This window comes from Glycomyces luteolus (genome assembly GCF_027622875.1).
GTDB classification, from domain to species: Bacteria; Actinomycetota; Actinomycetes; order Mycobacteriales; family Micromonosporaceae; genus Glycomyces; species Glycomyces luteolus.
This window is the reverse complement of sequence record NZ_JAPZVP010000008.1, coordinates 76,429-94,162: the sequence shown is the minus strand read 5'-3', so window position 1 is coordinate 94,162 and position 17,734 is coordinate 76,429. Positions and strand designations below refer to the sequence as shown.

Below are 17,734 nucleotides of genomic sequence, written 5' to 3'. Positions count from 1 at the left end.
TGGCCCAACACATGACGAGGCGGCCCGTGATCGGTCATCGTTACCCCATGCACTCCGACGCCGACCCGCGCGTACTGGTCGTCGACGACGACCCCGCCCTGGCCGACGTCGTCGCCCGCTATCTGCGCCGCGAAGGCTTCGAGGTCGAGTACGCCCCCGACGGCGCCACCGGGCTCCGCATCGCCCTCGACACCCTCCCCGACCTCGTCGTCCTCGACCTCATGATGCCCGGCATGGACGGCTTCGAGGTCTGCCGCCGCCTGCGCCTCGCCACCGACCTCCCCGTCGTCATGCTCACCGCGCTCGGCGAGGAGGACGACCGCATCAGCGGCCTCGACCTCGGTGCCGACGACTACGTCACCAAGCCCTTCTCGCCCCGCGAACTCGCCGCCCGCGTCCGCGCCGTCCTCCGCCGCGCCAAAGGCCCCGGCCCCGGCGACCCCCGCTCCGCCGCCGAACCCCTATCCGGCGGCGGCATCGCCATCGACACGTTCGCCCACGAAGTGCGCCGCAGCGGCGAACTCCTCACCCTCACCACCAAGGAGTACGACCTCCTCGTATGCTTCCTCGCCAACCCCGGCCGGGCCTTCCGCCGCGAGGAACTCCTCGAAACCGTGTGGGGCTGGCGCATCGGCGACACCTCCACCGTCACCGTCCACGTCCGCCGCCTGCGCGAGAAGATCGAGGACGACCCCTCGCAGCCGCGCCACCTCACCACCGTCCGCGGCGTCGGCTACAAGTGGGAGGCCTGATGCGCCGCTACCTCGGCTCCGTCATCGTCCTCTTCGCCGCGATCCTCGGCGCCGGCATGATCGCCGTCGCCTTCGAATTCCCCGCCGCCGACATCGCCGCGCTCATCACCATCGCCGCCGTCGCCTCCGCCGCCGCGGGCCTCATCGGCGGTATCGCCCTCCGGCTCCTGCGCACCCGGCCCGCCCGCCTCCAGACCCTCACCGTCGCCCTCTCCTCGGTCCTGGTCGCCGCCACCGGCGTCGTCACCGCCGCACTGGCCATGTTCATCTCCCTGCACGACCTGGTCGTGCTCTTCGTGGTCCTCATCGTCGCCTCCGCCGTCGCGCTCGGCGCTGCCTGGCAGCTCGGCGACGACATCGACGCGGGCGCCAAGCAGGTCGGCGCCTACGCCCGCACCATGGTCGACGTCGACGGCCGCATCACCCACGGCGTCGCCCCCGCCGTCACCGGCCCCGGCGAACTCGCCGCCCTCGCGGGCGAACTCGCCGCCGTCTCCCGCCGCCTCGAGGAGTCCCAGCGCCGCGAACGAGCCCTCGAAGCCTCACGGCGCGAACTCATCTCGTGGGTCTCCCACGACCTCCGCGCCCCCCTGGCCACCATCCGCGCGATGGCCGAGGCCCTCGACGACGACGTGGTCGACGACGACGCCACCGTCAAGCGCTACCACTCCCAGATCCGCACCGACGCCGAACGCCTCTCCGCCCTCGTCGACGACCTCTTCGAGCTCTCCCGCATCAACAGCGGCTCCCTCACCCTCGGCAGCGAGCACGTCGACCTCTGCGACGCCGTCGCCGACTCCCTCGCCGGAGCCAGCGCCGCCGCCGAACTCAAAGGCGTCGACCTGCGCGAACGCCTCGGCGACACCCCGCCCGTCGAGGTCGCTGCCCGCGAATTCTGCCGCGCCCTCGACAACCTCTTCGACAACGCCATCCGCCACACCCCGCCCGGCGGCACCGTCCTCATCGAGGCCACCGGCACCCCCGACGCGGCCCTCGTCCACATCCGCGACCAGTGCGGCGGCATCCCCGACCACGACCTCCCGCGCGTCTTCGACATCGCCTTCCGCGGCGACGAGGCCCGCCGCCGGGACGAACGCGGCGGCGGCCTCGGCCTCGCCATCACCCGCGGCCTCATCGAGGCCCACGGCGGGATCGTCACCGTCGAGAACGGCGATCACGGCTGCCGCTTCACCGTCCGCATCCCCGCCGGGGCGCGCCGGTGACCCAGCGCCGCACCCTGATCCTCAACGCCGCCGTCCTCACCGGCTGGGCGCTCACCCTGTACGCCGCCTGGCTGCTCGGCCAGCGCAAGCTCGCCGAGACCGAGGCGAGCCTCCAGCTCGGGGCGATGCCGCTCTTCGGCAGCTGGGAATGGCACTTCGAGCCGAACCTCCTGGTGCCCATCGCGGTCGGCGGCCTGCTCATTGCCGCCCTGCCCTGGATCGCGGCGCACTGGCGCTGGCGCTGGACCGTCCTCGCGACCGCCCTCGGCGGCGTCGCGATCAGCCTCGCACTCGCCGCCGCCCACTCGCATCCCCTCACGTGGACGGACATCCACCACCACTACGGCGACCCGATCCACTACGTCGAGGACGCGGGCGGCGTCACCGCGTTCCTCGAGACCTACACCGACATCCAGGCCACCGACCACTTCGCGATCCACCTGCAGTCCCACCCGCCAGGGCTGGTCCTCTTCCTCTGGGCCGCAGCGCAGATCGGGTTCAAGGGCCTGATCTTCGAGAACACCCTGGCGCTGCTCGGCGCCGCCGCGGCGATCGCGGCCGCGCTCGCCATCGCCCGGGACGTCGCGGGGGAGCGGCTCACCCGCCGCGCCGCGCCGTTCCTCGTCGTCACCCCGGCCGCGTTCTGGCACAGCAACGCCGACATCATCTTCGGCGGCGTCGCCCTCGCCGCCGTCGCCTGCCTCGTCCTCGCCACCGGCCGCCGCGGCGCGAAGGCGGCATTGCTGACGACCGCCGGGGGGCTGCTCGCCGGGGCGGCGCTGATGCTGTCGTTCTCGGCCGCGCTACTGGCGATCCCGTTCCTGGTCGTGGCGGTGATGCGGCGGCGCTGGCGGGTCATCCTCGCCGGCGGTGCGCTCGCGGCGCTGGTGCTCCTGCTGCCGCTCGCGTGGGGCTACTGGTGGCTGGAAGGCCTGCAGACCACCCGCGACCGCTACTACGCGGGCGTGGCCTCCGACCGCGGCTACTGGTACTTCCTGTTCGCCAACCTCGCCGTGTTCGCGCTCGCGCTCGGCCCCGCGATCGCGGTCGCGCTGGCGCGCTTGCGCCACCGCCGCATGTGGATAGTGGTGGGCTCGTGCCTCGCGGCCGTCGCCGTCGCGGACCTCTCGGGCATGTCGTCGGCGGAGACCGAACGCATCTGGCAGCCGTTCATGCCCTTGGTGCTCCTCGCCGGATGCGCCCTGACCCGGCCCCGGGCCTGGCTGGCGCTCCAGCTGGCCGTGGCCGTCCTCCTCGCCGCTGCGCTGCGTGTGCAGTGGTGACCTGAACGAAAGGCAGTCCATGCGCGTGCTCGTGACCGGCGGAGCCGGATTCATCGGCGGCCACATCGTCGACCAGCTGGCGGCCCGAGGCGACGAGGTGGTGATCCTCGACTCCCTCGCCGCACATGAGGCAGCCCCGAAGCACCTGCCGCCCGAGGCGGAGCTGATCGTGGGCGACCTCGCCGACGAAGCGTCGCTGCGGGACGCGGTCGAAGGCGTCGACGCGGTCTGCCACCAGGCCGCTCGCGTCGGCCTCGGCGTGGACTTCGACGACGTGACCGCGTACGTGGCGGACAACGACCTGGGCACCGCGAACCTCCTGCGGGCCCTGTGGCGGCGGCGTTTCGACGGCCGCCTCGTGGTCGCCTCCTCCATGGTCGTCTACGGCGAGGGCCGCTACCGCTGCCCGACCCACGGCGATATGCGCGCCGAACCGAGGCGGCGCGCCGACCTCGACGCGGGCCGATTCGAACCCCGCTGCGGCCGTTGCGGATCGGACCTCGCCTGGGCTGCGGTCCGGGAGGACGCCGCACTCGATCCGCGCAACGTGTACGCCGCCACGAAGGTCCACACCGAGCACCTGTCGTTCCTCTACGGCCGCGAATCCGGCGCGACCGTGTGCGCTCTGCGCTACCACAACGTTTACGGCCCCAGGATGCCCCGCGACACGCCCTACGCGGGCGTGGCCAGCATCTTCCGCAGTGCCCTCGAATCCGGCAAGGCCCCGCGCGTCTTCGAGGACGGCCGCCAGACCCGCGACTTCGTCCACGTCGCCGACGTCGCCCGCGCCAACCTCCTCTCTCTCGACTCGGACTGGACCGGCGCCGCCAACATCGCCAGCGGCGAGCCGCACACCATCGCCGACATGGCCGAGGCCCTCGCGGCCGGATTCGGGGCCGCCCCGGTCGTCACCGGCGAGTACCGCCTGGGCGACGTCCGCCACGTCGTCGCCGCCCCCGACCTCGCCGCCGAAGCCCTCGGCTTCCGCGCCGAGACCGCCTTCGCCGAGGGCATGGCGGCCTTCGCGAACGCGCCCCTGCGCTGACCGGACACACGAAAATCGCCGCCGACCAGCGGGTCGGCAGCGGCTTTGACCGGGTCTAGATCGCTTCGACGACCTCGTAGTTGCCGTCGCCGTCGGCGTCCTCCGCGTAGGTGTCGAGGAAGCCGTCCGCGTCGGTGTCGGCCTCCACGGTGTCCGTGAAGCCGTCGAGGTCGGTGTCGGTGGCGTACGTGTCGAGCTGCGTGTCCCCGTCGGTGTCCAGCAGGAGGGTCTCGGAGTACCCGTCCCCGTCCGCGTCGGTCGCGACCGTGTCGACCCAGCCGTCGGCATCCATGTCGGACTCGATGGTCTCGGCGTACCCGTCGCCGTCGTTGTCGTAGGACACCGACTCCATCACGCCGTCACCGTCGACGTCGGTGTCCACGACCGCGGAGTAGACGTCGTCCGACGACTCGTCGGCGTACGCGTCCTCGGTGTACGAGTCGTCCGAGTACGACGTGGAGTCCTCAGTGGAGAATTCCTCGGTCGAATCGGTTCCGTAACCGTCCGTGGTGTAGTCGTCTTCGACCGTGTCAAATTCGCTCATCGCTCGCCCTGCCTCAGGTGTGAGAAGTGTTCGACGCTTTCGAAGAGAACCATAGAACCCGTACGCAAGCCGCATCCTCCCCGGATCGTGTCAGTGCGCCGACCACTCGTCCGCCGGCGCCCGCGATCTGCTCGACGGGGCATCCTAGTCGGAATGAATCGGCGGTGTTGGAACTTGGCCTGGGATAAGTGCGTCGCATTTCCGACAGCTCGACCATCGCGGATTCGGCCATGACGGCTTCCGTCTCCCGCAGAATCTGCTCTGAGCGACTTTCGGATCATCCGGAGTCAGTCATCGATCACGGGGGAACAAGATGACACAGGCACAGCAGCGGCCCGAACTCGACCGCGACCGCGACCGCGACCGGGACCTCGACACTCGGGCACCGAGCATCGAGCAGGCGTCGCCGGAGTCCGGCCGGGAAGGCGACACCATCACCATCAGGGGCAGCCACCTGGTGTCGGTGGACAAGTGCACCTTCCAGGTCGGGCAGGACTCTCGCCGCGGCGAGGTCGTCCACCGCGGCGAGGACAACCAGGTGAAGGTGCGGGTCCCGCGGGGCCTGTCCGCCGGTGGCGGCCAGATCTCGGTGTCCAACGGCACCGGGGAGAGCAACAAGATCAAGTTCACCGTCCGGTCCTGACCAAGCCAGGTCCCGGGCGTCCGTGGGTCTCCCACAGAGCGTCCGAAAGCGGCACGCAGCCGCACATGAAGAAACCGCCGCTGACCGGTGTTTCACCTGGTTGGCGGCGGTTTCTTTGCGCTTGAGCTGGGTGTTTCCAAAGTAGCCCGGGTGGGATTCGAACCCACACTGTACGGGTTTTGAATCCGTCTTCTCTGCCAGTTGGAATACCGGGCCGGGCACCGGACAGTACGCCGGAGCCGCAGCAAATGATACCCGGTGCGAGGCGGGCGACGGCCCGCCGGTCCCCGCGACCCGGCGCCCGAGGTCACCTCCGGACGGCGGACCGCGAACACCGCGGCGGGGTTGCGCCGCTCACGTTTCGGTTCCATCGTCCGAAACGCTCGGCATAGGAACGTGCGGGCTCGAAAGCCTGCGGCTAAGCTAGCGTCCTGGTGTGCCGGATCCTACGCACGCCCCCACGTCCATCCGCGCAGGAAAGGTACGGACCCGCATGACGAGCAAGGCCGCCGAGGAGCCGCGCAAGCGCGTGCTCATCGCCGAAGACGAGGGGCTCATTCGCCTCGACCTGGCCGAGATGCTCACCGAGGAGGGCTACGAGGTCGTGGCCGAGGCCGCCGACGGCGAAGCCGCCGTGCGCCTCGCCCAGGAGCACCAGCCCGACCTGGTCATCTGCGATATCCAGATGCCGATCATGGACGGCCTCCAGGCCGCGGAGAAGATCGTCTCCGCGCGCATCGCCCCGGTCGTGATCCTCACCGCCTTCAGCCAGCGCGATCTCATCAGCCGCGCCCAGTCCGCCGGCGCCATGGCCTACCTCGTGAAGCCCTTCCAGAAGTCGGACCTGGTCCCCGCGATCGAGCTCTCCCTCACCCGCTTCGCCGAGATGACCGCCCTCGAGAAGGAGGTCGCGAACCTCACCGAGCGCCTCGAGGTCCGCAAGCTCGTCGACCGCGCCAAGGGCCTGCTCATGACCCAGTACGGCATGCCCGAGCCCGACGCGTTCCGCTGGATCCAGCGCGCCGCGATGGACCACCGGCTCTCCATGCGCGCCGTCGCCGAGCGCGTCATCGCCGAGGCCGAGCAGAAGGAAGCCCAAGAGGCCGAGTAAGCCCCCGGTTCTCAGCCACCCCGGTTTTCAGATACGTCGAGGCCCGCGCCGCACCATGCGACGCGGGCCTTACCTCTTGCCCGAGCCACGCCGCCACCGGCTTGTGCCGGACTTGTCGGACCCACTCGCTAGGCTCGGGGACGTGACCGCTTCGCAATCGCGCCTGCTCCTGATCGACGGCCATTCGATGGCCTTCCGCGCGTTCTTCGCGCTGCCCGCCGAGAAGTTCTCCACCGACGACGGGCAAGTCACCAACGCCGTCTACGGCTTCGCCTCGATGCTCATCAACCTGCTCAAGGCCGAGGAGCCCACCCACGTCGCGGTCGCCTTCGACGTCTCCCGCAAGTCCTTCCGCACCGAGGAGTACGCCGCCTACAAGGACGGCCGCGGCGAGACCCCCGAGGACTTCAAGGGCCAGATCCCGATCATCCAGGAGCTCCTGGACGCCCTCGGCATCAAGTGGCTCACCAAGCAGAACTTCGAGGCCGACGACATCATCGCCACCCTCGCCGCCCAGAGCGAGGCGGCGGGCCTGTCGACCCTCATCTCCTCCGGCGACCGGGACGCCATCCAGCTCGTCAACGAGGCCACGACCCTGCTCTACCCGGTCAAGGGCGTCACCGAGCTCGCCCGCTACACCCCCGACAAGGTCGAGGAGAAGTACGGCGTCACCCCCGACCGCTACCGCGACCTCGCCGCGCTCGTGGGGGAGAAGGCCGACAACCTCCCCGGCGTCCCCGGCGTCGGCCCCAAGACCGCCGCGAAGTGGATCGTCAAGTACGGCTCCCTCGACGGCCTGGTCGCCAAGGTAGACGAGATCACCGGCAAGGCCGGGCAGAGCCTTCGCGACCACCTCGACGACGTGCTGCGCAACCACCGCCTCAACAACCTCGTGCGCGACCTCGAACTCGAGCAGGGCATCGACGACCTCGAATGGGAGGGCTGGTCCGTCGCCGAGACCAACCGCCTCTTCGACGCCCTCCAGTTCCGCGCCCTCGGCGAACGGCTCAACGCCAACCTCGCGGCCAAGGCCGTCGGCGCCGTCGCCGTCCCCGCCGCCGAGGTCGACCACATCGAAGCCGCCGCGCTCGTGCCCGGCGGGCTCGCCACCTGGCTCGCCGCCCGCGAAGGCACCGTCGCGATCGCCTACTCCGGCACCTTCGCCTCCGGCTCCGGCTCGTTCGACTCGATCGCGCTGGCCGAGGGCGGCCAGGCGCTCTGGTTCGAGCCCTCGCAGCTCGACGCCGAGGACGAAGCGGCCTGGGCCGCGTGGCTCGCCGATCCCGCGAAGGGCAAGTTCGTCAACGACGCGAAGTCGTTCCTGTGGGGCGCCGATGCCTCGGGCTGGCCCGAGGTCCAGGGCATCAAGGCCGACACGGTGCTCGCCGCGTACCTGCTCAAGCCCGAGCAGCGCTCGTACGCGCTCGGCGACCTCGCCATGCAGTTCCTGGGCCGCGAGCTGGAGACCCCGGAGACGCCCGCCGACGACGGCGCGCTCGTGGGCCTCGACGCCGCCATGAACGACGGCGCCGCGCAGCTGCAGGCCGACTGCGCCGCCGCCGCGGTGATCGGCGACCTCGCCGTCGAGCAGGCCGCGCGCCTGGCCGACCGGCACCAGGAGCGCCTCGCCGAGAACATGGAGTACCCGCTCGCGAGCGTCCTGGCGCGCATCGAGATCCTCGGGATCGCCGCGGATGAGGGCCACTTCGCGGACATCGAGGCCGGGTTCGCCATGCAGTCGAAGGAGGCCACCGAGCGAGCCCACGAGATCGTGGGCCGCCCCTTCAACGTCGGCTCCCCGAAGCAGCTCCAGGAGATCCTCTTCGAGGAGCTGAAGATGCCGAAGACCAAGCGCACCAAGACCGGCTACACCACCAATGCCGAAGCGCTCCAGCAGCTCTACGCGAAGAACCAGCACCCGCTCCTGGAGCAGCTGCTGCGGTTCCGCGATGTGGAGAAGCTCAAGCAGATCGTCGCGACGCTGCGCGCCACGATCCAGACCGACGGGCGCATCCACACCACGTTCCACCAGACCGTGGCCGCCACCGGGCGCCTCTCGTCGGCCGACCCGAACCTGCAGAACATCCCGGTCCGCTCCGAGGCCGGCCGCAACATCCGCGCCGGGTTCGTGGTCTCCGAGGGCTTCGAGTCGCTCATGACCATCGACTACAGCCAGATCGAGATGCGGATCATGGCGAGCCTCACCGGCGACGAGGGCCTGATCGACGCATTCGTCTCGGGCGAGGACATCCACCGCGCGGTCGCCGCGAAGGTCTTCGGCGTCGCGCCCGCGGCGGTCACGGCCGAGCACCGCCGCAAGATCAAGGCCATGTCCTACGGGCTCGCCTACGGCCTGTCCACGTACGGCCTGAGCCAGCAGCTCGCGGTCTCCACCGAGGAGGCCCAGCAGCTCTCCGACGAGTACTTCGCGCGCTTCGGGAAGGTCCGCGACTACCTGCACCGGGTGGTCGAGGAGGCCCGCAAGACCGGCTACACCGAGACGATCATGGGCCGCCGCCGCTATTTCCCCGACCTCACCTCCGACAACCGCCAGCGCCGCGAGATGGCCGAGCGGGCCGCGCTCAACGCCCCGATCCAGGGCAGTGCCGCCGACATCATGAAGACCGCGATGCTCGGCGTCGACCGCGAGCTGCGGGCCTCCGGGCTCAACTCGCGGGTGGTGCTGCAGGTGCACGACGAATTGGTGTGCGAGGTTGCACCCGGTGAGTCGAAAGCGCTTGAAACGCTCGTCCGCGAGCAGATGTCGAACGCCGCCGAGCTCGCGGTGCCGCTCACGGTGCAGGCTGGATTCGGCGAATCGTGGGAAGCCGCTGCCCATTAGCGGTGGCTGTCGACACGAGCCCCCGGCCCGGACTGGCGCGGCGTTATCGCGCACGGTAATCTGGGATGGCCTGGGCATGTCCGCGTCCTCAGAATGGAGTAGGACGCGTTGCCAGCGGCAAGGGCGGCCCGGGAACGAACTGCGAGCATTCGCGTCTAGCGAGGGCGCGGGCGCGAGCCCACGATTCTTACGTATCCGGAGCACCAGCCCACATGACGAGCAGCATCGAGGCCACCTCGAGCAACGCTGAGAACAGCACGGTCGAAGAAGTCTTTTCCGACGAGGAACTCCTCGCGGCGATCGACGCGACCATCAAATACTTCAATGACGGCGATATCGTCGAAGGTACCGTCGTCAAGGTCGACCGGGATGAAGTCCTGCTCGACATCGGCTACAAGACCGAGGGCGTCATCCCCTCGCGCGAGTTGTCGATCAAGCACGACGTGGACCCTGAAGACGTCGTCTCTGTGGGCGATCACGTTGAGGCCCTCGTCCTCCAGAAGGAGGACAAGGAAGGCCGTCTGATCCTCTCGAAGAAGCGCGCTCAGTACGAGCGTGCGTGGGGCACCATCGAGAAGATCAAGGAAGAGGACGGCGTCGTTCGCGGCTCGGTCATCGAAGTGGTCAAGGGCGGTCTCATCCTCGACATCGGCCTGCGCGGCTTCCTGCCCGCGTCCCTGGTCGAGATGCGTCGTGTGCGCGACCTGCAGCCGTATGTCGGCCGCGAGCTCGAAGCCAAGATCATCGAACTCGACAAGAACCGCAACAACGTGGTCCTGTCGCGTCGCGCCTGGCTCGAGCAGACCCAGTCCGAGGTCCGCACGGAGTTCCTCCACCAGCTCGCGAAGGGCCAGGTCCGCAAGGGCACGGTCTCCTCGATCGTCAACTTCGGCGCGTTCGTCGACCTCGGCGGGGTCGACGGCCTGGTGCACGTCTCCGAGCTGTCCTGGAAGCACATCGACCACCCGTCCGAGGTCGTCGAGGTCGGTCAGCCGGTCGAGGTCGAGGTCCTCGAGGTGGACCTGGACCGCGAGCGCGTCTCCCTGTCGCTGAAGGCGACCCAGGAAGACCCGTGGCGCCAGTTCGCCCGCACCCACGCGATCGGTCAGATCGTGCCGGGCAAGGTCACCAAGCTCGTCCCCTTCGGCGCGTTCGTCCGCGTCGAGGACGGCATCGAGGGCCTGGTGCACATCTCCGAGCTGGCCGAGCGCCACGTGGAGGTGCCCGAGCAGGTCGTCAAGGTCGGCTCCGACGCCATGGTCAAGGTCATCGACATCGACCTGGACCGCCGCCGGATCTCGCTCTCGCTCAAGCAGGCCAACGAGGCCTTCGTCGAGAACGAGGAGCAGTTCGACCCGACGCTGTACGGCATGGCCGCGCAGTACGACGACCAGGGCAACTACATCTACCCGGAGGGCTTCGACTCGGAGACCGGCGAGTGGATGGAAGGCTACGACGAGGCCCGCGAAGAGTGGGAGCGTCAGTACGCCGAGGCCCGCACCCGGTGGGAGGAGCACGGCAAGCAGATCGCCGAGCGCGTCATCACCGAGGCTCCCGCCAAGCCTGCCGAGGGCGAAGCGGCCCCCAAGGGCGACAAGAAGGGCGGCAAGGCTCCTGAGAAGAAGTCGGCTCCGGCCGAGCCTCAGGGCACCCTGGCCACCGACGAGGCGCTCGCGGCTCTGCGCGAGAAGCTCGCCGGCAACTAGGTTCGTCGCTCGTTTAGCTGAAATACACACTGCCCGTCCCAGGCCGTTCGCCTGGGGCGGGTAGTGTTTTAGATGTGCTTAGAGTCGCATTGACAGGTGGCATCGGAGCCGGTAAGAGCACGGTGGCAGCGAAGCTGTCAGAGCTCGGGGCCCGCGTCATCGACGCGGACGCCCTTTCCCGCGAAGTCGTCGCCCCGAACACCGAGGGGCTCGCCGCGGTGGTCTCCCGTTTCGGCCCAGAGGTGCTCGACACCGACGGTGCGCTGGACCGCGCCGAACTCGCAAAGATCGTCTTCAGCAACCCGCCCGCCCGGGCGGAGCTCGAGGCGATCGTGCATCCGCGCGTTCGGACCCGCGCCCGTGAACTCACCGATGCCATGCCCGAGGACGCGATCGTCGTCCAAGACATTCCGCTCCTGGCCGAAACCGGTCAGGCGCCAGGCTTCCACCTCAACATCGACGTGGAAGCGCCGCGAGAGCTCAGGCTCGAACGGCTCGCCGAGCGGGGCCTGCCCCGCGAAGACGCCATCCGACGCATCGACGCCCAGGCCTCTGACGCGGAGCGCCGCGAGGTCTGCGACGTCGTCATCCACAACCGGGACGGCCGCGAGGACCTGGAGCGCCGCGTCGCGATGCTCTGGGAGGAGCGCATCGTGCCGTACGCCGAGAACGTGCAGGCCGGTCGCGCCGAGCCCCGCCCCGAGAAACTCCAGTTCGTCGAATCCGACCCGGCCTGGCCGCGGCGGTTCGAGCACCTGGCCGCGCGGCTGCGCCGCGTTCTGGGCCCGACCGCGATCCGGATCGACCATGTGGGCTCCACCGCCGTCGCGGGACTGCCGGCGAAGGACGTCATCGACATCCAGGTGACCGTGCTGTCGCTTCCGCTTCTCGACCCCTTCGAGGAGGCCCTCGGCGATGCCGGGTTCTACGGCAGGGTGATGCATGATGCGCCCAAGCCCGAGTTCCCGGACCCCGCGGCCTGGGAGAAGCGCCTCTACGGGTACGCCGACCCCGGCAACGTCGCCCATGTCCACTTCCGGCCGATCGACAGCCCCGGTCAGCGGTTCGCGCTGCTGTTCCGCGACTGGATGCGCGCCGACGCGGCCGCCCGGACCGATTACGCCCAGGCCAAGGGCGTGCTCGCCGCCAAGGCCGACTCGACCTCGGAGTACGCCGAGGCCAAGGAGCCCTGGTTCGACCACGAAGGCTGGCCCCGCGCCAACCGCTGGGCCGCCGAGACCGGCTGGCACGCCCCGGTCTGCTAGCGGAGGTGAGATGAGGAGGGGCCCGGCCGACTGCGCCGGGCCCCTTCCGAATGTCCCGGGTCAGCCGATCTGCTCGGCCAGCTCCCACGGGATCTCGACCATCGGGAAGTCCTCATCGGACAGCTCGGCGCTCCCGACGCCGTAGTACGACATCATCTCGACCTCGCTGAGCCGCTCGCCGCTGAGGTGGTAGCGGAAGGCGGACTGGCCCGCGGCCGCCTCGGTGTCGCCGGCGACCGGGAACTCGACCACGTTCATCGCTTCGCCGTCGACCTCGTCGACCCGGAGCAGGAACGCCTTCTCGGCCATCGCGTCGGCATCGTCGGCCTCCTCCGAGGCCATCTCCAGCAGTCGGAAGACCAGCGTCTCGACCGCCCCGAACTGCTCCGCGGTGCCCTCGTCGGCGAGCGCGTGCGCCTCCCAGCCCTCGGCGGGCGGGGTCTCGGGCAGCTCGTCGCCCTCGGCGGCAGCGGTGGCGTAGCCGCCGGGCCTGGCCAGGAACAGCCGCTGCCCGCTCGCGTCGGTCAGATGCAGGTACGCGGTCATGGTGCGCCAGTCGATCGAGCCGCGGCCCGTGGTCAGCTGTCCGTCGCCGGTCGGCACGGCCAGGTCCACCATGGCCGTTTCTTGCCAGTTGCCTTGGCGCACTCCCGCAATGGTCTCGGCCAGGTCCTCGTCGACGGCGGTCGGCTCGATCGCCGGGCCGCCCAGGAGGTCCGTGGCCTCGAGCCCGCTCGCGTCGAACTCGACGTCGCGCAGGAAGTCCACGGCCGAGAGGCTCGCCTCGCCCGTGTTCACCTGGAAGCGGCGCAGGTCCCCGCTCGCGTCGAGCGAGTACAGGGCCTCTGGGCTGCTCGCGCCCTGTTCGTCCGATTCCACCATGATCGGCGCGCGGAAGGAGTCCACGGGCTCGCCGTCGATGACCCCCTCCTCCCGCCAGGTGGCCTGCTTCGCCAGCTCGGCCGGGTCGTCCGCCTCGGCCGCGGTCAGTGTGAACAGCGACGACGCGAGGATGTCGATGGTCGTCTCCAGGGGCGTGGCCGCGCCGGAGAGCATCCGCCTGGTCGTCCAGCCGTCCTCGGGCACGCGCTGCTCGCCGAACGCCGCCTCGTCGTCGGCCCGGGTGGCGATGAGGCCCGGGATGGCCTGCACCAGGCTGCGGCCGCCCTCGGCGTCGGGGACGCGCGCGTACAGCATCGGCACCTGCCAGTCGAGGTAGCCGTCGGCCGTCACCGTCTCGCCGTCCATCGGGAGGCTGATGCGCACCGCGACCGGATCCGCGCCGTGGTTGCGCTCGCGCATCCCGGCCAGCAGCGCGGCCTCCTCCTCGTTCACCGGCCGTTCGGCGCTCGAGCCGCCGGGGCTGCACGAGACGGCGAACCATCCGGTGACCGCGATCGCGACGATGATGGCCATGACCCACACCAGGGCCGATTTCCAGGGAACTGCGGTAGTGGAGCTCACGGAGGGACCAACGAGCCGGACCGCGAAAAGTCACTAGCAGGGTGCGGGCGCTGTCGTACCCCGGCGCTACCGTTGGACCGTGGCATTCGACATTCCCCGCGCCGAAGGGCGCTTCGAGGTGGTCAGCGACTGGGAGCCGTCGGGCGACCAGCCGACGGCGATCGCCGACCTGACCGAACGCATCAACCGAGGCGAGCGCGACGTGGTCCTGCTCGGTGCGACCGGCACCGGCAAGTCGGCCACCTCCGCGTGGCTGATCGAGAAGCTCCAGCGGCCCGCGCTCGTGATGGTCCACAACAAGACCCTGGCGGCGCAGCTGGCGAAGGAGCTCCGCGAGCTCCTGCCGAACAACGCGGTCGAGTACTACGTCTCCTACTACGACTACTACCAGCCCGAGGCGTACGTCGCGCAGTCCGACACCTACATCGAGAAGGACGCGTCGATCAACGAGGAGGTCGAGCGGCTGCGCCACCGCGCCACCTACTCGCTGCTCACCCGCCGCGACGTGGTCGTGGTCGCCACGGTGTCCGCGATCTACGGCCTCGCCACCCCCGCCGAGTACCTCGAGCAGGCCACCGAGGTCGCGATCGGCCAGCAGTGGGACCGCGACAAGCTGCTCCGCCGCCTCGTCGACGTCCAGTACAGCCGCAACGACGTCGCCTTCACCCGCGGCACCTTCCGGGTGCGCGGGGACACGATCGAGATCATCCCGGCCTACGAGGAGCTGGCGATCCGCATCGAGATGTTCGGTGACGAGATCGACCGGCTCTACTACCTCCACCCGCTCACCGGCGACGTGGTCCGCGAGGTCGACCGGGTGCTCATCTTCCCCGGCTCCCACTACGCCACCGGCAACGAGCGCATGGCCCGCGCGATCCGCACCATCGAGGCGGAACTCGAGGAGCGCCTCACCGAACTGGAGTCCCAGGGCAAGCTCCTGGAAGCCCAGCGCCTGCGGATGCGCACCGTGTTCGACCTGGAGAACATGAAGCAGATCGGCACCTGCAACGGCATCGAGAACTACTCGCGCCACATCGACGGACGCGAGGCGGGCACGCCGCCGCACACGCTGATCGACTACTTCCCCTCCGACTTCATCACCATCCTCGACGAGTCGCACCAGACCGTCCCGCAGATCGGCGCGATGTACGAGGGCGACGCCTCGCGCAAGCGCAACCTGGTCGACTACGGCTTCCGGCTGCCGAGCGCGCAGGACAACCGGCCGCTGCGCTTCGACGAGTTCCGCGAGCGCGTCGGCCAGAGCGTGTACCTCTCGGCCACCCCGGGCAAGTGGGAGCTCGAGCAGACGAACGGCCAGTTCGTGGAGCAGGTGATCCGCCCTACCGGCCTGGTCGACCCGCACGTGGAGGTCCGCCCCACCAAGGGCCAGATCGACGACCTCATGCACGAGATCAGCGAGCGCGCCAAGCGGAACGAGCGCGTGCTCGTCACCACCTTGACCAAGAAGATGGCCGAGGACCTCACGGACTACTTCATGGACAACGGCATCCGGGTCCGCTACCTGCACTCCGAGGTCGAGACGCTCCGCCGGGTCGAGCTGCTGGGGGAGCTGCGGCGCGGCGACTACGACGTGCTCGTCGGCATCAACCTCCTCCGGGAGGGCCTCGACCTTCCGGAGGTCTCGCTGGTGGCGATCCTCGACGCGGACAAGGAGGGGTTCCTGCGCTCGGGCACCTCGCTGATCCAGACGATCGGGCGCGCGGCCCGCAACGTCTCCGGCGCCGTGATCATGTACGCCGACAAGCTCACCGACTCGATGAAGTCCGCGCTCGACGAGACCGACCGGCGCCGCGAGAAGCAGATCGCCTACAACAAGGAGCACGGGATCGACCCGCAGCCGCTGCGCAAGCGCATCGGCGACATCATGGAGGACCTCTACGACTCGGCGGCCGAGACCGCGAAGCTGGTCGAAGAGGACCCCTGGGCGACCCTCCCGAAGGGCAAGCGCGAGCAGGGCGCCGGAAAGGTCCGCTCGGAGATCCTCAAGCAGCTCGACGAGCGCAACGAGCAGATGCTCGCGGCCGCAAGGGAACTCAGGTTCGAACTGGCCGCCGCCTACCGCGACGAGATCACCGACCTCAAGCGCGAGCTGCGAGAGATCGACGAGGCCGGCGCTTAAGCCGACGAGAACGGCTCGCAGCCCTCGGGCTGCGAGCCGTTCCACGAAGCATCGCCTAGTCGACGTCCTCGACGTGTTCGACATGCGGAGGCTGGGCGAAGTACGGGCCGATGGCCTCGCGCCATTTCGGGAACCGGTCGGTCTCGCGGAAGCCCTCCTCGTGGGCCTGGACCGAGTCCCACTCGATGAGGAGCACGAAGCGGCTCGGCGTTTCGACGCCCTGCGTCATGCGCATCGAGCGCAGGCCGGGGGAGACCTTCACGAATTCACGGGCGGCGCGGTACGCCTCCTTGAAGGCGTCCTCCTGCCCGGGGGTGATCTTGATTTCAGCGACTTCGAGAACCATGAAGCGGAGCTTTCCACAGCTTCTGCCACAGTGACACCACGCGGCGTAGTGTCGAGAGTGAAGTCACAAATCTGACTGATGACAAGTCGGGTTCCGGCAGGCAGAATAGTCCCGTCTGTTCAGAATCAGGTATGTGGGGAGTATCCCGCAGCGCTCGTCGCTGTTAGCGTCGTCGTCAATGCACGGGACCGCGATCGGTCCCCGGTGGCGCTGGTCCGCGAGGACCGGGAGAGACCATGTGACCCTCCAAAGGCAAGGAAGGCAACACATTGGACCTCCCCGCGTGGGCCTGGGCTCTCACGATGGTGGTGCTTGCGGCCGTAGTCGTGCTCGACCTGGCGATGGCCATCCGCAACCCCCACAAACTCTCCACAAAAGAAGCGGCCTCGTGGGCCGGCGTCTACATCGGCGCCGCGCTGGTGTTCGGCATCATCATGTTCGCCACGCAAGGCGCGTCTTACGGCGGGCAGTTCTACGCCGGCTATCTGACCGAGCTCGCGCTCTCGGTCGACAACCTCTTCGTCTTCCTGCTCATCATCCAGGGCTTCCGAGTCCCGGCGGTGCTCCAGTCCCGCGTGCTGCTCGTCGGCATCGTCCTCTCGATCGTCCTCCGCGGCGGCTTCATCGCGGTGGGCTCCGTGCTCATCGCGAAGTTCAGCTGGGTCTTCCTCATCTTCGGTGCGATCCTCATCTGGACCGCGATCGGGCAGCTGCGCGAGAACGCCCATGAGAGCGAAGAAGGCGAAGAACACTATGAGAAGTCCCGTTTCATGAAGTTCGCCGAGTCGAAGATGCGCGTCAGCGCCGACTACCACGGCAGCAAGCTCTTCGCCCGCATCGACGGGGTCAGGTTCGTGACGCCGCTGCTGCTGGCGATGATCGCGATCGGCTCGACGGACATCCTGTTCGCGCTCGACTCGATCCCGGCCATCTTCGGCCTCACCCAGGAGCCCTACCTGGTCTTCACCGCCACGATCTTCGCGCTCATGGGCCTGCGCCAGCTGTACTTCCTGCTGGCCGCGATGCTCAAGTCGCTGAAGTACCTGCACCTGGGCCTGGCCGCGATCCTCGGCTGGATCGGGGTCAAGCTGGTCATGAACGGCCTCGCCGAGAACCAGCTGCCGTTCATCAACGGCGGGCACCACATCGAGTGGATGCCGCACATCCCGACCACGCTCTCGCTCGGCATCATCGCCGGCGTGCTGGCCGCGGTCGTGCTCGCCAACTGGATCCTGCTGCGCCGACAGGGCAAGTCCTTCAAGGAGCTCTTCGCGGAGTCCGAGGCCTCGATGGAGGGCGGCGGCGGCACCCCCGCCGTGGCCGTCGCCGAGAAGTAAGCACGGCAAGCGAAACGGCCCGCCTTCCCGGTA

General features: G+C 69.3%; 14 protein-coding genes and 1 tRNA gene. 11 read left to right on the top strand and 4 right to left on the bottom strand.

Annotated elements, in window-relative coordinates:
• Positions 1–47 precede the first annotated feature (47 nt).
• Genes O1R50_RS11950 through O1R50_RS11935 form a run of 4 tightly spaced genes read left to right on the top strand, consistent with a single transcriptional unit; the run spans position 48 to position 4,303 of the window.
• On the top strand, positions 48–752 hold the full coding sequence (locus O1R50_RS11950; RefSeq protein ID WP_270110266.1) for a response regulator transcription factor: 705 nt from the start codon (positions 48–50) through the stop codon (positions 750–752).
• Entirely contained in the window at positions 752–1,975 is a 1,224-nt protein-coding gene (locus O1R50_RS11945; RefSeq protein ID WP_270110265.1) for a sensor histidine kinase, read from the top strand. Before O1R50_RS11950 ends, O1R50_RS11945 begins: the two co-directional genes overlap by 1 nt.
• Positions 1,972–3,258 carry a hypothetical protein gene (locus tag O1R50_RS11940; RefSeq protein WP_270110264.1) on the top strand — a complete coding sequence of 429 codons (1,287 nt, stop codon included), beginning with the start codon at positions 1,972–1,974 and terminating at the stop codon, positions 3,256–3,258. Before O1R50_RS11945 ends, O1R50_RS11940 begins: the two co-directional genes overlap by 4 nt.
• A 19-nt stretch (positions 3,259–3,277) precedes the next feature.
• Positions 3,278–4,303 (top strand): SDR family NAD(P)-dependent oxidoreductase, encoded by a 1,026-nt coding sequence (locus O1R50_RS11935; protein ID WP_270110263.1) that lies wholly within the window; start codon positions 3,278–3,280, stop codon positions 4,301–4,303.
• Positions 4,304–4,358: 55 nt separating this feature from the next.
• Here O1R50_RS11935 and O1R50_RS11930 read toward each other — a convergent pair whose 3' ends face one another.
• Positions 4,359–4,847: a hypothetical protein gene (locus O1R50_RS11930; protein WP_270110262.1), complete on the bottom strand. Its 489-nt coding sequence runs from the start codon at positions 4,845–4,847 to the stop codon at positions 4,359–4,361.
• A 313-nt stretch (positions 4,848–5,160) separates the two neighbouring features.
• Between O1R50_RS11930 and O1R50_RS11925 the strand changes: the two genes are divergently transcribed.
• The gene (locus tag O1R50_RS11925; protein WP_270110260.1) at positions 5,161–5,490 is read left to right on the top strand and encodes an IPT/TIG domain-containing protein; all 330 of its coding nucleotides are present in this window, start codon (positions 5,161–5,163) and stop codon (positions 5,488–5,490) included.
• A 142-nt stretch (positions 5,491–5,632) separates the two neighbouring features.
• Here the strand turns inward: O1R50_RS11925 and O1R50_RS11920 are convergent.
• Positions 5,633–5,706: transfer RNA gene (locus O1R50_RS11920), tRNA-Leu, on the bottom strand.
• A gap of 277 nt (positions 5,707–5,983) precedes the next feature.
• Here O1R50_RS11920 and O1R50_RS11915 point away from each other — a divergent pair.
• The 4 genes from O1R50_RS11915 to coaE all read left to right on the top strand — a co-directional run bounded on the left by O1R50_RS11915 (position 5,984) and on the right by coaE (position 12,414).
• A complete protein-coding gene (locus tag O1R50_RS11915) occupies positions 5,984–6,601 on the top strand; it encodes an ANTAR domain-containing response regulator (RefSeq protein WP_091038394.1) in 618 nt (205 codons plus the stop codon).
• Positions 6,602–6,743: 142 nt separating this feature from the next.
• Positions 6,744–9,443: a DNA polymerase I gene (gene polA / locus O1R50_RS11910; protein ID WP_270110258.1), complete on the top strand. Its 2,700-nt coding sequence runs from the start codon at positions 6,744–6,746 to the stop codon at positions 9,441–9,443.
• A 212-nt stretch (positions 9,444–9,655) separates the two neighbouring features.
• Positions 9,656–11,149, top strand: coding sequence for a 30S ribosomal protein S1 (rpsA, locus tag O1R50_RS11905; protein WP_270110257.1), 1,494 nt, complete (start codon positions 9,656–9,658; stop codon positions 11,147–11,149).
• Positions 11,150–11,223: 74 nt separating this feature from the next.
• On the top strand, positions 11,224–12,414 hold the full coding sequence (coaE, locus tag O1R50_RS11900; protein WP_270110255.1) for a dephospho-CoA kinase: 1,191 nt from the start codon (positions 11,224–11,226) through the stop codon (positions 12,412–12,414).
• A gap of 60 nt (positions 12,415–12,474) precedes the next feature.
• Here coaE and O1R50_RS11895 read toward each other — a convergent pair whose 3' ends face one another.
• Positions 12,475–13,878 carry a hypothetical protein gene (locus O1R50_RS11895; RefSeq protein ID WP_270110254.1) on the bottom strand — a complete coding sequence of 468 codons (1,404 nt, stop codon included), beginning with the start codon at positions 13,876–13,878 and terminating at the stop codon, positions 12,475–12,477.
• Positions 13,879–13,957: 79 nt separating this feature from the next.
• On the opposite strand from O1R50_RS11895, the gene uvrB reads away from it, so the two are divergent.
• Complete coding sequence (gene uvrB / locus O1R50_RS11890) at positions 13,958–16,018, top strand: excinuclease ABC subunit UvrB (RefSeq protein WP_270110253.1); 2,061 nt, start codon at positions 13,958–13,960, stop codon at positions 16,016–16,018.
• 55 nt (positions 16,019–16,073) lie between these two features.
• Here uvrB and O1R50_RS11885 read toward each other — a convergent pair whose 3' ends face one another.
• Positions 16,074–16,364 (bottom strand): antibiotic biosynthesis monooxygenase family protein, encoded by a 291-nt coding sequence (locus tag O1R50_RS11885; RefSeq protein ID WP_270110251.1) that lies wholly within the window; start codon positions 16,362–16,364, stop codon positions 16,074–16,076.
• Between the two features lie 269 nt (positions 16,365–16,633).
• Here O1R50_RS11885 and O1R50_RS11880 point away from each other — a divergent pair, with 269 nt between their 5' ends.
• Positions 16,634–17,701, top strand: a complete 1,068-nt coding sequence (locus tag O1R50_RS11880; RefSeq protein ID WP_270110250.1) for a TerC/Alx family metal homeostasis membrane protein — start codon at positions 16,634–16,636, stop codon at positions 17,699–17,701.
• The last annotated feature ends 33 nt before the right edge of the window (positions 17,702–17,734 follow it).

Excerpts from the sequence above, each read along its gene's own strand:
- O1R50_RS11935 (WP_270110263.1), top strand. The coding sequence starts at position 3,278 with ATGCGCGTGCTCGTGACCGGCGGAGCCGGATTCATCGGCGGCCACATC.
- O1R50_RS11945 (WP_270110265.1), top strand. The coding sequence starts at position 752 with ATGCGCCGCTACCTCGGCTCCGTCATCGTCCTCTTCGCCGCGATCCTC.
- O1R50_RS11885 (WP_270110251.1), bottom strand. The coding sequence starts at position 16,364 with ATGGTTCTCGAAGTCGCTGAAATCAAGATCACCCCCGGGCAGGAGGAC.
- O1R50_RS11925 (WP_270110260.1), top strand. The coding sequence starts at position 5,161 with ATGACACAGGCACAGCAGCGGCCCGAACTCGACCGCGACCGCGACCGC.
- O1R50_RS11950 (WP_270110266.1), top strand. The coding sequence starts at position 48 with ATGCACTCCGACGCCGACCCGCGCGTACTGGTCGTCGACGACGACCCC.
- O1R50_RS11930 (WP_270110262.1), bottom strand. The coding sequence starts at position 4,847 with ATGAGCGAATTTGACACGGTCGAAGACGACTACACCACGGACGGTTAC.
- rpsA (WP_270110257.1), top strand. The coding sequence starts at position 9,656 with ATGACGAGCAGCATCGAGGCCACCTCGAGCAACGCTGAGAACAGCACG.
- O1R50_RS11915 (WP_091038394.1), top strand. The coding sequence starts at position 5,984 with ATGACGAGCAAGGCCGCCGAGGAGCCGCGCAAGCGCGTGCTCATCGCC.